Origin of the sequence: Flavobacterium fluviale, assembly GCF_003312915.1 — a bacterium.
GTDB classification, from domain to species: Bacteria; Bacteroidota; Bacteroidia; order Flavobacteriales; family Flavobacteriaceae; genus Flavobacterium; species Flavobacterium fluviale.
Genome location: NZ_CP030261.1, coordinates 791107 through 807095, shown reverse-complemented (window position 1 = coordinate 807095; position 15989 = coordinate 791107). Strand labels below are relative to the sequence as shown.

The window sequence follows — 15989 nt, the reverse complement described above, 5'->3', positions numbered from 1 at the left end:
ATGGGGCCTTTTTGGTATGCTTAAATATTTATATGGATTTCTTTAACATGCAAAAATCCGACATTGATGAAGTGTCGGATTCTGCTATGATTAATTTCATTAGTTAAAAATCACCTTTTTCGTGATTGTCGAGTCATTTTCTAACATAACGTTGACTAATAAAACTTGATTGCTGGATTGTAAATTTGTTATTTGCAATTCATTGGAATCAATTTTGTTTTTAGTATAAATTAATTGTCCGCCGATGTTATAAATCTTAACTTCTTTTATATTTTCTGTATTAGAATTTACTTTTATTATTTTTGATTTTACTGAAACAAAAACACCGCTTTGCGAATTTTCAAAATCATCTGTTCCTAACGTTTTAGAAGTGTAGCGAATTACAAAACGATTATTGAAACTTCCTTCTGCTGTTGTAAACGTATAATTTTCCAGACGCAGATTTGTTGTTTTTCCAGTTTCTTTATCAACTAAGTAAACATCCTGATTATTAAAGATTCCATCAGCATGATCAATTGAAATAGTGTAATCTCCTTTAGCTGATAACTTATATCCTAACGGAACTTCATCGCTTTTTTCAAATGGCAGTGCACGTCCTTGTATTGTTAGCTTCTTATTGGTGTTAATACTATAAAAATCTACAAGACTATTGGCTGCCATCGAAACAGCATCATAATTAATATCCAGACTGTTTGTTGCTCCCTGGATATAACCAAAAAGGATTTGTTTGAAAACACCGCTGGTGTTTGTAATGTTCAGCCACACACGGTTTCTTTCAATGCTTTCTGCTGCTGCTGTTTTATAAAACTGGCTGTTGTTCCCTGCTCTTCTTTCATTGTTTTTAAATACTATTGTTCCTGTTTCTGGTTTTGCAAAGAATCCCTGAGTTGCGGCTATATATCCATTAAAAGGTACTCCGCCGCCTCCTGTCGTAGCTCCAGATGCATTAAAAATGGTATAATCGTTATTGTAATAATAGGTGTTATCTGCAGGATTACGCACCGGCAGTTCTTCATGACCCCAGAAATACAGCGAACCTAAATTTGGATTATCGGCCATTAACTGCTGTGCGCTTATTGCAGAAGGATAAGGATTTCCAATTAAATTCCATTTGGTATTTACAACTGGAACAGAGATGTCGCCATTATTAGGAACACCTGTAAATACGGCAGTAAAATCCTGCGGTATCATAAGATGGTAACTCTGAGGAGCTCTGATTGTATAACCTTTACCAGTTTCCATTACCATAGTTCCGTTATTACTGATGCCCCATTTTCCTGCATTCGAATCGTAATAATGAAATTTATCGAACAATGTGCCAGGAGATAAATCATGCATGGTAAAACCTGGTTTTGTAACCGGCATAGACCAGTATGTAAGGTCATAACGGCGTACAGAAGTTGTTCTTTGTAATTCAAAGGCATCTGAATTACCAGTAAACATAGTTTTGCTTGTACTTGTCTGAATAAATGATCCGCCGCTCTGAATTAGTAATTTTCCTCCATTTCCTACATTGATATCTTCATCAACTGTTAATGTAACACCTTCTTTAACTGTTAGAGTATAGTTTGGATTAATAGTACAAGAACAAACTGTAAGATCTGAAGTTAATGTTGTATTAGAGTTAATTTCGATAGCGCTGTTTGGAGCTAAAGTTCCAGTTCCTGTATAGGGAGTTAGTACTTTTAAAAAGTTAATTCCAACATTTGCATCGCCGCCGTCTTCTCTTAAGCGGACTTCAACTCTAGAATTGCTATTTAAAGTATAAACATTGTTGTTGATTAACGCAGGGTTATTATCCCAGCCAGATCTAGAAAAAATTTCAACATCGTCTATGAATATCTGAATAGCATCATCATAATGCGCACGTTGAATTTGGTACTGGCCACAAGGAAAACCTTTACGTTTGTAAGATACTGTAAAATTATCATTTGGTATCGAAGCTCCCTGCCAATTTGCTGCTGCAGAAGGAGAGCTGTTTGCAGCCCAATAATTTCGTGAATTAATATTCAAAGTAGGTTCAACATAATAACCAGCATAGATGGTATTGGTTAATGTCAAATCATTTCTAAGATATCCGTATGCGTTCCAAACTTTATCACCATACTCTGTTGGATCTCCTTTGGTTAAATCGCAAGAAAATGTTATTCTGGCATCACCTCCATTTTCATAATATTCAATAACAAACTCATGTTCGCCGGCAGCTATATCCTGTAAAAGGATATCAGATACATAGCCATGATCGTTCCAGCGTGTAACGATTAATTGATTATCAATGTAAAGTCTGGTTCCGTCATCTCCAGCTAGCAGTATTGAATATTTTCCAGCAGCAAGAGTTGTGCGCATTTTGTATCTTACAAAAAATCTATCATTAGGTGCGGTCGCGCAGCCAAAATTTGAAGTAACACCTGTAATAGCTCCACTTCCAATGTTTCTATCGAAATTCTTGTTTTCAGTTACAATTCCAACATAAGTTGCTATACTGCTGTTCGGCAAAGCTGGGTAAGTAACATTTGGAGGTATTGCAGCATTATTTGCTAATTTATAAACATATCCATTCCATTGATCTGATCCAAAAGCGATTTGATCACCCGTTAGCTGACATGTAACGTTTACAGTAACAGTAGCTGTAGAATAATTTATTCCGTTGAAAATAGTATATTCAAAAGTAGTTTTTCCTGTGAAATTTTGTGCTGGTGTAAATGTTACATTAGTCGTGCCATTAACTTGTACCGTTCCTCCAACAGAAGGCTGGGTTACAGTAATAGATGTTAGAGGTGTGTAATTTTCGTCATTTGATAAAATTGGAATAGTGAGAGCTGTATTTGTTGCAGCCGATGCAAAGTCAGCATTTGCTGTGATCAAATTTGAAGGCTCTACAACTCCCATAATAGTTGGTCCTACCTCTCCGCCGTAATCATTTCTTATTCTGAAATATCCATTGTATAAATTATTAACAGCGTATGGATAAATTCTGATGTATAAAGTCTGATTTCCATTACTTGTAACCGAAGTACCAGTAGGGAAATTTAAAACCACTTCTGTATCATTTCCTCTTACCGCTGTTGTTGGTCCTAATAGAATAGTTCCGTTATCGGCAAAATTAGGGTCTTTAGAATAACGAACCTGAAACATTGAAGCTCCTTCATCATTACTTGGAGAGAAATAACTAAATTTAAATTGTGTAAGGGTAAGTTTGTATTTATCCTTCGGTGTAATGCTTACTTGTATATACCTGTTAAGAGTTTCGGCATTTGATCCATTATTTTGTAAACCGCTTATATGAAAATAATTGTTATAGATTCCCAAAGACAAATTCGATTGATTTGGAGTTGGAGGAGAAAGTGACAGGTCATTTCCAGTTATATTTGGATCTGTAACTACGGCTTTTGGCTGTTGTTCTGCACCGTTCCAAATAATCAATTTAGGAGCTAGCTCATTTACATAAACGACTACAGTGGCTGTAGAGGTTTTTGCACCGTTTGTTAGAGTATAGGTAAATGAGGTTGTGCCTTTAAATGCTGCAGCTGGAGTAAAAGTAAAAATATTACCATTTCTTGAAACAGTTCCTTCTGCTGCTGGAGGCTGTGTATTTGTTATTGTCGCACCAGTGTGATTGGTATCGTTGGTTAAAGGATTAAATGAAACAGCTGTTTTTTCTTGTGTTGTAATCAGGTCATCATTTGCATTTAAATCTGCCGGGTCGTAAGTGGAAACCGTTCCACTAATCGTTGGAGTAGTGTTTCCTGGCTCGTTAACTGTATTTTTGTTGATTAAAAACAAGGGGGTGTTGTAGTCTGACAACGTTTTTACTTTGTAGCCGTATATTCTAATCGTTAGTTTTTCTCCTGCATATAAAGTAATTTTAGATAAATCCAAAGATTTATTTACTTTACCACTTTGAGTTGCTTCGTCTATTAACAACATACTTGTTGCAAATTCGTCTTTAGAATAGCGAACTTGGTAACGTTGTAAATATGATTGATTTTCTGCTCGATATGTAAAATTAAAAGTATTTAGTTTTACTTTATAGCCTGTTTTAGTACTTACAGTAAACTGAAAATATTTTCTTTGATCTATAGAAAAAGAGGTTGTCCAAGGGGTTCCTCTAAAGCCTTGGTAATCCAAAGGAGCTAAATTTAAGTCAGGTCCAGAGCCGACAGGTTCTGCATCAACTGCATTAGTATAGGCAGCATTAACAACAGCATAATTATCTGCAGGATTATCCCATTTAACTAAATTCACTTGGGCAAACCCTAAAAAAGGCAACAATAAAAATAAAAGTAAAGTTTTTTTCATGCTTAAATGTTTTCTATCAGTTTGTTATGCTGGCATAATATTTAATACCCGCGCAAATATAGACACATCTACGAGCTGGAAATAGGAAGGGTTTTCAGAATGGGGAGTTATTCGATGAGTTGTTAAAAAACTCGACGAACTACATAATAAAAATTAACAATCGACGTGAATTCTTATAAAATGTTAAAAAAATATATAAGAATAATCGTAAATTTTAACATTTTTAGACGTTGGTTTTTGCGGTTTTAGATAGAAAAACGTCTCGTTTGGTATAAATTCCGAAAAAAAAGAATAATTTACAACTAAAAGTTGTTGGAACTCTGTAAGTAATTTATAGGTTTTTTTTGAAGATAAAAATGATTTTGAAAGAGTTAAAATATCTCATTATTGAAAAAAGGGGCGAACTTTAACTTTTCTCCAATTCCTTTACTTTTTCGTAAATTAAATTACTTTCATAACCTCTTCGAAGCATATAGTCGCAAAATTTTTTACGTTTTTTCAAGACATTGCTTTCTGTTAAATTATTCCAGCATCTTTCAGCCAAATTTTCAAAAGTTTCGAAATATTCCTCTGCAGAAATTTCTTTTAATGCCAAAGTAATATTTGTAGAGGAAATATGTCTTGCTTTTAATTCATTTGTAATTCTAATTTTTCCCCAGTGTTTCATACGGTGCTTACCTCTGGCAAAACTGCAGGCAAAGCGACTTTCATTTAGAAAATTCCCTTCAATTAGCTGTACGATAATTACATCAATTTCATCAGCAGTCATTTTGAGGCTGTATAATTTCGAAACTACTTCTTCATGACAACGCTCTTGATAAGCACAAAAATGCTCTAACTTTTGTAAAGCTTCTTTGATGGTAAAAGTGCAGTTCGTCGGTTTTTTCATGCTTTTTAACGTTTAAATTGATTTTTGCTAAAACAGTTATAAAATATTTCTAAAATTTGTTAATATATTCTAAAAAGAATTAAATTATGACCTTGCGTATTACTCTAATTTAAATATTTTTGTACGCGAATTTAACAGTTTCAGATTTCTGCTAAAAGGCAGAATTTTAACATTTTAGATTCTACTATAATACCAAGAGACATTTAGTTTTTTTAAGAAATGCCCTTTTTTGCTTTAAGCAAACCAAAAACAAATTTAAAACAAATACCTACTGTTATATGATGAGAAAATTACTTTACTCGTTTTTATTATTTATTTTATCTAAATTTTCTTCCAAAAGATCATTTACTCCAAATTTAGGGTTGCTTTGTATCGGGACGTTTATAGTTTTTTCTAATTCCATTTCTGGACAGATTCTGCAACGCGGAAATGTAACTAGTGGAACTGTGCAAGGATCTACAATGTTGACTATTGATAGACCAAATAACGTAGTTGCTGGAGATGTTATGATTGTCAATATATCACAGGTTGGTACTGGTAATAATACTAACACTTTAAGTAATCCTAATTCTTCAGGTTGGAATTTAATCAGAGGTCAAAGACTTGGAACTTCGGGAAGGGACCGTTGGGGAGCAATTTTATATAAAGTTGCTACAAATTCTGAGCCTTCGAGTTATACTTTTTCGGTTAGTTCAACAATAGATGGAGCAATTGGATCTATTGTTGCTTTTTCAGGAGTTGATGTTTCAGGAAATACACCAGAGGTAATTTCAACTTCTATAAATGTAACAACAACAAATACTCCGACAGCTAGTGGAATAACTACAGTATCTCCAAATTCTTCTGTCATAATGTTTATTCAAGTAGCAAATTCAGCTCCAGACTTAAGCAGTGGTTGGCAAACTGCAACATCGCCAGGAGCTTTAACGCAGTTATATTATAACAAGAAAGATACTGGGGGAGATGTTTCTGTGGGAGCAGCTTGGGCACGTAAGGATGCAAACGGAGCAACTGGATCTGGAACTGTTTCTATGAACAGCAACCAAACAAGTGGAGCTGTTTTAGTAGCTCTTAAGCCATTGACATATAAAAGTCAAATTATCTCTATTAGTTCAGGTCCAACAACTTGGTGTCCAGGAGAAACAAGAAATGTTGATGTTACAATAAGAAATACAGGTACAGCAACATGGACAGACGGAGCATCTGGAAGTCCAGATATTAATATTGGAGTAAAATGGAACACGAATGGGACAAGCTGGACTGATTATCATTCGAGAGTTGATGCTGGGAGTTTAGCTCCTGGAGCTACACAAACATATACTCTTCCAATTACCGCATCAAATAATAATGGAACTGGATATTCAACAGCTTTTGTAGGTGGTACAACTAATAGACTTACTTTCGATGTTGTTTATGAAGGTCCTTTTTGGTTTGCATCGAATCAAAATGGTGCTGGTCCTGGCAACGCCGTCTCTACCTCTTCCGTACAGACTATTCTTGCTTCGCCAGCCAATAAAACTATTGCAGTAGCTAGTTCACCAATTTGTTCTGGAAACAGTACTAATATTACAGTTTCTTCATCAGAAATTGGTGTAAGTTACCAATTAAGAAATGGCACTACTGCTGTAGGAGCTCCAGTTTCGGGTACAGGCGGAAATATTAATTTGCCAACAGGAAATTTAACAGCAACGACAACTTTTAATGTCTTAGCATCATCTTGCGGAAACAGCACTCAAATGACCGGTACTGCTACGGTAAGTATAAATCCGCTTCCAACTGCATCAAATGCAGGTGCTGATCAAAATGGCAATGGTGTATTCACGCTGGCGGCTAATACGCCATCGGCTGGTACGGGTGCATGGACAATAGTGAGTGGTCCTAGTACTTCACTAAGTCAGTTTAATAATACTTCCAGTGCAACGGCTACATTTACTCCGTTTGGAACAGGTTCGTATACATTACGCTGGACAGTAACAAATAGTTGTGGTACATCAACAGATGACGTCGTTCTTGTTGCAAACTGTGTCACCAATTTAATTAAGAATGGTGATTTTAAAAATGGATCAGCAGATTGGTCAACAGCCACAGCACGAGGATCATATACTGAAGTCTTAACTGAAGGTGTTTATTTTAGTAACGGCAGTAATGATAATACAGCGGAACTAGATTCACAAGCATCACTAAGACAACAAGTAACAGTTGTACCAGGAGTTTCTTATACCTTAAATTTTCTATACGCTCGAAGACCAGGGTCTCCAGCATCTGTTGCGGTTGATGCTAGAATACTAGGTGGAGCTGCAACCCCATCAATAAACTATACTACCAGTAATAATAATAGCACTCCCTTTCTTGGGACTCTTACGTTTGTACCAACGACATCTACTATATATGTTGAATTTTACAATTCTTTAGGATCAACAACCCTAGGTTCGATCATAGATAATATTGTTTTAATTCCAAGTGCTCAGGTAACTCCAATAGCAACAACATCTCCTAAAGGAACTTTTAAAACCTTAACAGCATGTGCAGGAGTACCTGTTCAGTTAGATGTCGAGAACGTTCCGACTTCTGGTGTGACTTATGCATGGACGAGCACATCTCCAGGAGCAGTGTTTTCGTCAACGAATATTAAAAATCCTATGATAACCTTCGCAGCAACAGCAACAGGAACTCAAGAAGTAACAGTTATAGTAACTTCTTCTGGCGGTTGTGCAGGAGCACCTTCTAGTACATATGTTAATTTACTAGCTGCCCCGACAATTTATAATGTTACAGGAGGAGGCTCATATTGCTCTGGAGGTATAGGAGTTGCTGTTGGTCTGGCTAATTCAACTTCTGGGGTTAGTTATCAATTGAAATTGGATGGAATTGATGTTAGTGGAGCTGTGGTTTCAGGAACAGGAGCAGCAATTACTTTTGGCAATAGAACAGCTTCTGGTACGTATACGGTAGTTGCTACAAATCCTTCTCCAAATAGTTGTGCTTTAAATATGAGTGGAAGTGCTGTTATTGTTGTAAACCCGACTTCTGTTGGAGGAAACATTGCAGGAGGAGCAACGGTTTGTACAGGATTAAATACTACCACTTTAACATTAAGCGGTCATACGGGATTAGTTACAAAATGGCAATCCTCTCCATCTAGTACATTTGCATCATCAATTACCGATATTTCAAATACTACTACCACATTAATAGCAACCAATTTGACTGCTACAACTTATTATAGAGCGGTAGTTGCAAGTGGAGCGTGTATAGCAGCAAATAGTACTGTAGCAACGATAACGGTAAATCAAGTACATACTATTACCGCAGGAGCAAATAGAAGCGTATGCCAAAATAACGCAATGACTAATATTACAATGACCTTAGGAGGTGGTGCTACAGGGGCAACTGTTACAGGTTTACCTTCAGGAGTTACAAGTTCTGTCGCATCGGGAGTTTTGACTATTAGCGGAACACCGACAGTAAGTGGTCAATTTACTTATAATGTTACTACAACAGGGAATTCTTGTACTGTTGCAACAACTAGTGGTACTATAACAATTGGAGTTGGAAATAACACTATTAGTTATACAAATGGTACTTCAGGAACTGTATGTGCTTTTGCAGATGAAAACAATCCTATTAATTTTATTGCTCCTGCTGGAAATTACTTTAACACTGTAAATTTTGCCAGCTATGGTAGACCAGATGGCTCATGTGGTTCTTATACTATTCAAAGCTGTCATTCTTCTACAAGTCAATCTAAAACAGAAGAACTGCTATTAGGGACTAATACGACTTCCTTTTTAGCTGATAATACAAATTATGGCGATCCTTGTTTTAATGTTTTTAAGCGATTTTATGGTTCTGCATCTTATACACAGCCAATATGCCAGGGAACGACAGCTCCAATAATTTCAGGTAACACTCCAACTGGAAATGGGACTTATACTTATTCTTGGGAAAGCAGTACTACAGGTGTAGAAGGAAGTTTCTCTACTATATCAGGTGCAAATTCTCAAGATTATTCTCCAGGAATATTAAACCAAAGTACATTTTTTAGAAGAACAGTTACTTCTAATGGCTGCAGTAGTACATCAACGATGGTATTGGTAAAAGTAAATCCAAGACCTACTTCAGTGGTAAGCGGCACAACGTCAATTTGTAACGGGACAAGTGCGACAGTTTCAGTTGCATTAACAGGGACAGCACCTTGGAGCTTAACCTATTCAGATGGTACAAATACAACAAATGTTTCTGGAATTACCGCAAGCCCATATACATTCAATGTAAGTCCAACAGCAAATACAACTTACACTGTTACAGCTTTAAATGATGCGAACAATTGCCCATCAATTCCAGCAGACAGAACAGGAAATGCTGTAATTTCAATTAATCCGAGACCGACAGCTGCTGTAAGTGGATCAACTACGATTTGCAGCGGTGAAAGCACCACTATTTCTGTTGCATTCACAGGTACAGCGCCCTGGAATATATCATATACATATGGAGCAACATCTGGTAGCTTTTCAACTAGTTTAAATCCATATACTGTTAGTGTTAATCCAACAAGTACAACAACTTATGCTATTACAGCTCTAAGCGATGCAAATTGTACAGCAGTAGCAGCAGGAATAACTGGAAATGCAACAATAACCGTAAACCCGCTTCCAACCACTCCAACGGTAGCAAAAACCGATATAACTTGTGAAACTTCTGGTGGAGTTAGTATTACTAATTTGCCATCAGGAAACTGGACAATTAATCAAACAGGTACAGCATTACAAACAATTTCTGGTACGGGAAGTTCTCACAGTATTGCAAACTTAGCAGCAGGTACTTATTATTTTACTGTAACCAATGCCTCAAATTGTACTTCGAGTCCTGCAGTTTCTGCAACTATAGTAGATCAAATTTCTACAACAATTTGGAATGGTTCAAGCTGGTCTAATGGTGATCCAGATAGTTCGAAAAGAGTGATTGTAAATTCGGCAGCTAATCAGCCATTTACAATTAATATTGCGGCTTGTTCTCTAACAATAAATGTTCCTACTGGGGCCGGAGATCCCGATGTTATAATTCCAAACGGAGTAACTTTAACAATTACAAATTCTGTAACATCTAATGGTAAATTAGTTTTTGAAAGCGGATCAAGTTTAATACAAACTACAAATGCAGTAAATAGCGGGGACATTGTTTATAAAAGAACAACTTCTGTACGCCGTTACGACCTGACATACTGGTCTATGCCGGTTACAAAATCAGGCTTTACCATGCATGATTTATCTCCAGGCACACTGTTCGATAAATTCCATTATTACGATTCGAATGCAGGAAAATGGGGCATCAGTAATAACGGAACTATGGTAATGGAAACTGGTAAAGGTTATACGATCAGGGCTCCTCAGAGTTATCATCTTATCATACCACAGGATTTTACTGCTGTATTTACAGGTGTTCCTAATAATGGCGACATCTCTGTTCCAGTTGTAAATACCAAATGGAATTTAATTGGAAATCCTTATCCTTCTGCAATAAGCGCACAGCAGTTAATGGCCGATAATCCAAATTTAGGTTCGCTGTATTTCTGGGGGCATGAAGAACTGCCCGTGCGTAATCCTGCAGATAACACCTATTATTACAATAACGATTATACCATTTTTAATGCATCTGGAGCTACGACAGGAGGCGGCGGAGTACCATTTAATGGATATATAGCCGCAACTCAGGGATTCTTTGCAAAACCAGAAACAGGAACGATAGTATTTAAAAACAATGAAAGAAGAGCAGGAAACAACAGCCAGTTTTATAAAACAGCAGCAGCAGAAAGCATTGAAAGAAACCGTGTGTGGCTGAATATTACAAGCAGCAGCGGTGTTTTCAAACAAATCCTTTTTGGTTATATCCAGGGAGCAACAAACAGTCTGGATATTAATTATGATGCTGTTTCGATGGCAGCCAATAGTCTTGTAGATTTTTATAGTATTAACACCAATAAGAAGCTAACAATACAAGGACGTGCACTGCCATTTGAAAAAAGCGATGAAGTTCCGTTAGGATATAAGTTATCAGCTAAAGGAGATTACACTATTTCAATTGATCATGCTGATGGAATCTTTAATAATCAAGATGTTTACTTAGTTGATAAAGAAACTGGAAAAACAACAAATCTGCGTCTGGAAAATTATACGTTTACAACAGCAGAAGGAAGTTTCAATAATCGTTTTGTAATTCGCTACACTTCTAAAACATTAGGAACAGACGATTTTGAGAATCTTGAAAATAGTGTTGTTGTATCGGTAAAAGATGGAGTTGTAAAAATTACTTCTTCAAAAGAATTATTAAAGGAAGTGAATATTTTTAATGTTGGAGCACAATTGTTATATAATAAAAACAAAGTGAATTCTTCAGAATTAATAATTTCAAATTTACATTCTAGCGACCAAGCGTTATTAGTAAAAATCACTCTAGAAAATGGACATACATTTACCAAGAAAATTATTTATAGTAATTTGTAATTGTAAAATCCAATAAATTTAAAAGTCCATTCCTTAAAAAGAATGGACTTTTTTTATTCTATAATATCCCTAAATCTAGGTATTGCAGTCCTTATTAATACTTTATAATTTTAGCTAAATTCTTACGTGTATTAACTTTAATTGTATTGTTTTGATTAGAAAATTATTTTATTTATTCATTTTTACTTTTTTCTTCTCTGGTAACCCATATCTTTTTGCACAACAAGGTAAAGTAGATAATACTTTTAATACATTCGATGACGGAACAAAAGGAGACGGATTTAACGACCCTGTTAGAACCCTTCTTCTGCAAAGGGATGGCAATTTAATTGTTGGTGGCGATTATTTAAGTTTAAACGGATTTCCAGTATCTTATCTGACGCGCTTAAATCCTGACGGTACTATAGATGAAAGCTTTAATACGGGAACAGGTTTCAATGGTAAAATTTATGCATCTTTTCTGCAGGATGATGGAAAAATTATACTCGGAGGTAGTTTTACAAGTTATAATGGGATTAGTGCGGGAAGACTCATTCGTTTAAATTCTGATGGTTCTTACGATTCGACTTTCAATACTACCATAGGAGCTACAACAGGAATTGTTTATGATATTGCCTTTCAATCTGATGGGAAAATAATTATTGTTGGAAGCTTTACAAAGTATAACAATACTACAGTAAATAGAGTGGCACGTTTATTCCCGAACGGTTCACTCGATTCTTCGTTTTTAACTGGCTCAGGTTCTCCATTGAATGTTTCACATGTGCGGGTTTTACCAAGTGGGAAAATTACTTTTACAGGAAACTTTACCACTTTTAACGGAATTCCAGCCAATAGAATTATCAGATTAAATATAAATGGTACTCTTGATACTGATTTTAGTACAGGAAGTGGTTTTGACGGCAACATAAACGCTGCGGCATTACAGCCTGATGGGAAAATTATTTTAGGAGGCAGCTTCAGTACTTATAATGGAGTTGCTGCAAATCGGATAATTCGGTTAAATGAAGACGGAACGATAGATGAAAGTTTTCAAACAGGTTTAGGTTTTAATAAAGATGGAGTTCAGGTAATAAAGATAAATGCGGATGGTGAAATAATGGTAGGAACATCTTTTTCGGGTCTTTATAATAATACGGAATTTAACAGGTTAATTTTTCTTAACGCAGACGGAACATTACATCCAAATTTTGACATCGGGACAGGACCTGCTACAGCATCTGTTTTCAGCCTAGAATTTGATGATGAAGGTAATTGGTTTATCGGAGGATCTTTCTTTGTTTTTAATGGACACAATCAAGGTAAGTTAGCTAAGATCAATAGTGAAGGAGAACATGATAGTGCTTATTTGTCTTCTGGAATTGGTTTTGACAATTCGGTTTTTAGTATTCTGCCCCTGCCGAGTAGAAAAATAATTGTCGGAGGTAATTTTAAAAAATTTAATGAAGTGCCGGTTTCTAAAATAACTTGTCTTCTTGAAGATGGTTCTATAGATCATTCTTTTAATACTCAAAATTCTGGTGCAAATAATTTAATAAAAACAGCGGTTTTACAAACCGATGGTAAAGTAATTTTAGGAGGTAATTTTACAAAATATAATGATGTTTTAAGTAATCGATTGGTCAGGATTTTTGAAAATGGACAAATAGATACTTCTTTTATACTGGGAGAAGGTTTCAGTGGGCAGATAAATTCAGTCGCAATTCAGCCTGATCAGAAGATAATTGCTGCGGGTAGTTTTACAAAATTCAATGGTTCATCATTAAATGCTTGCAGAATTGTCAGGTTACTGCCAGATGGATCAAAAGATCCTAGTTTCGATACAGGTTTAGGTGCTGATGGAATTATAGAAATAGTAGCACTTCAACCAGATGGCAAGATTCTGGCAGGAGGCCGTTTTAAGACTTTTAATAATTTACCTTTTGCCGGTTTAGTACGTTTAAATACCGATGGAAGTATTGATTCAAGTTTTAATATCCGCCAAGGATTTGACAAATATGTTTATGCGATTGCTTTGCAATCTGATCAAAAGATTATTATCGGCGGTTCCTTTGTAACTTTCAATGGCATTTCACAAAAAAGAATTCTTCGATTAAATACTGACGGAAGTCTAGATGCTTCTTTTGAATCTGGAACTGGTTTTAGTAAAGGTGATGTTCGAGCTATTTTGGTTCAGCCTGACCAGAGAATTTTAGTTGGAGGGGCTTTTTCAGGGACCTATAAAAATATTACTTCTCAAAGGCTTATCCGATTATTGGCATCAGGGGACTATGATAATTCTTTTACAGCTCCATTAAACAATACTCTTTTTACCATGAGTTTCGCTGAAGATTATAAATTGTTAATAGGCGGAAATTTTAATTCAATATCAGGTATTTCAAAGCATAGAATTGCCCGACTAAAACTATGTGTAGATAACACTACTTGGAATGGAAATTCTTGGTCTAATGGTTTTCCCTCGCCGGGAAAAGATGTTTATTTTAAAGAAAGCTATCCAAACTTAACGACTACAACCATTTGCGGCTGTTCTATCGACCAAGATAAAAAAGTTGTATTGTTAGAGAAAAATACATTAGGAATAGAATTTGCCTATGTTGGTGCAGGAACTTTGGTTTTAGAAGACGGCGCTAGTCTTTATCAATCAGATGATGATATGATTAACACTGGAATTATTCATATGAAACGAAAAACAAATCCCGTAATACGGTACGATCTTACTTTCTGGTCTTCACCTGTAGGTAATCAGAAATTATTTGATTTTTCTCCCCAAACACTCTTTGACAAATTTTATTGGTACGATCCAATTTCCAAATGGAATATTAATTATTATGGTACAATGACAATGATTGCAGGTCAAGGTTATACTATCCGTGCTCCGCAAAATTACTCACTTACAGAACGTTCATTATTTGAAGGAATTTTCAAAGGAATTCCAAACAATGGAAAAGTAGAAATTAATTTTGAGCACGCAAATCGTTTTTATCTAATTGGAAATCCATATCCTTCGGCTATAAATGCGGATGAGTTTTTAAAGTATAATGCTGGAAAAACAAGAGGGGCACTTTATTTTTGGACGCACAATTCTCCTCCACTAAATGGTCACTATTCTGATGATAGTTACGCTGTTTATAATCTTCTGGGCGGTGTTGGTACAAGATCTGCAGTCGATTCTGGTGTTAGTAATTTGGCACCCGATGGCACTATCGCTTCAGGACAAGGTTTTTTTGTAAAAAGCAATGTAGAAGGAACCATAGAATTTAATAACAGTATGCGGATTCCAGGTAGAAATAGTGCTTTTTTTAAGCCCGCTAAGAACTTAGAAAAAGAATCTCAAAATGAAAAACATCGTTTTTGGCTTAATCTTAAGAATAATGAAAATGGATTCAGACAAATTTTATTAGGTTACGAAGATGGAGCATCGAATTCTTTAGATTTAAGTTATGATGCGGAGCTTTTGGCATCAGATGGTGCATTGGATTTTTATAGTATTCTAGAAAATAAAAAATTAACAATTCAAGGAAAAGCCTGGCCGTTTGTTGAAAGCGATTCAATTATTTTAGGGTACAAAGCTAATTTCAAAGCTGCTTTAACTTTTGAAATCGATCATCAGGATAAATTCTTTAATTCACGTACTATTTTTTTAGTCGATAAAACTTTAAATAAAATTCATAATCTTAGTGAAACCCCTTATCAATTTGATTCTGATATAGGGACTTTTAATGATCGCTTTTCAATAATTTATACTAATAAAACTCTGGAGATTAATGAAAATACAAGAGATAAAGAAAGAGTTCTAGTATCTGTAGAAAGTAAAATAATTACTATAAATTCGTTTGCGGATAATATTAACGAAGTTTGTATATATGATGTTTCTGGAAATCAATTGTATAAGAAAACTAACATTGAAGCAAAAAAAATATCCATTCAAAATTTAGTTTCTTCCCATCAAGTTTTATTTGTCAAAGTCATTGTTGAAAACAAGAATTCAACTTCTTATAAAGTAATTTTTTAAGCTTTATTGCATATAATTTTCGAAAGCCTTTTGCATTATTTACGTGAAAGGCTTTTTTTAACTCCAGTATATTATTTAAAATTTTGATTTTTAGTTAATTAACTGTTTATTTTTTATTAATTAACAGTTTTTTCCTATTTTTTTAATTTATTGGGTTTTAGGTGTTAAAATTATATGTTTAATACTACAAGACAATTTTCAATGTAAATAAAATCGTACCTTGTTGTGGTGTTTAATCGATAAAATGCAATTATAATCGATTAAGTTATAGTTTTTACAAGCCTTATAA

Annotated in this window: 4 protein-coding genes; 2 read left to right on the top strand and 2 right to left on the bottom strand. The window is 35.1% G+C overall.

Features of this window, described 5'->3' with window-relative positions; all coding sequences use genetic code 11:
* Nucleotides 1-99 precede the first annotated feature (99 nt).
* Together HYN86_RS03700 and HYN86_RS03695 are read right to left on the bottom strand one after the other, a co-directional pair.
* Nucleotides 100-4299, bottom strand: a complete 4200-nt coding sequence (locus HYN86_RS03700) for an Ig-like domain-containing protein (protein ID WP_113676825.1) — start codon at nucleotides 4297-4299, stop codon at nucleotides 100-102.
* Nucleotides 4300-4705: 406 nt separating this feature from the next.
* Complete coding sequence (locus HYN86_RS03695; RefSeq protein ID WP_113676824.1) at nucleotides 4706-5188, bottom strand: regulatory protein RecX; 483 nt, start codon at nucleotides 5186-5188, stop codon at nucleotides 4706-4708.
* Between the two features lie 278 nt (nucleotides 5189-5466).
* Between HYN86_RS03695 and HYN86_RS03690 the strand changes: the two genes are divergently transcribed.
* Both HYN86_RS03690 and HYN86_RS03685 read left to right on the top strand, forming a co-directional pair.
* On the top strand, nucleotides 5467-11688 hold the full coding sequence (locus HYN86_RS03690; protein WP_113676823.1) for a T9SS sorting signal type C domain-containing protein: 6222 nt from the start codon (nucleotides 5467-5469) through the stop codon (nucleotides 11686-11688).
* A gap of 151 nt (nucleotides 11689-11839) precedes the next feature.
* Complete coding sequence (locus tag HYN86_RS03685) at nucleotides 11840-15700, top strand: T9SS sorting signal type C domain-containing protein (RefSeq protein ID WP_113676822.1); 3861 nt, start codon at nucleotides 11840-11842, stop codon at nucleotides 15698-15700.
* The last annotated feature ends 289 nt before the right edge of the window (nucleotides 15701-15989 follow it).

Coding starts and splice junctions, on each gene's coding strand:
- HYN86_RS03690 (WP_113676823.1), top strand. CDS start 5,467: ATGATGAGAAAATTACTTTACTCGTTTTTATTATTTATTTTATCTAAA.
- HYN86_RS03695 (WP_113676824.1), bottom strand. CDS start 5,188: ATGAAAAAACCGACGAACTGCACTTTTACCATCAAAGAAGCTTTACAA.
- HYN86_RS03700 (WP_113676825.1), bottom strand. CDS start 4,299: ATGAAAAAAACTTTACTTTTATTTTTATTGTTGCCTTTTTTAGGGTTT.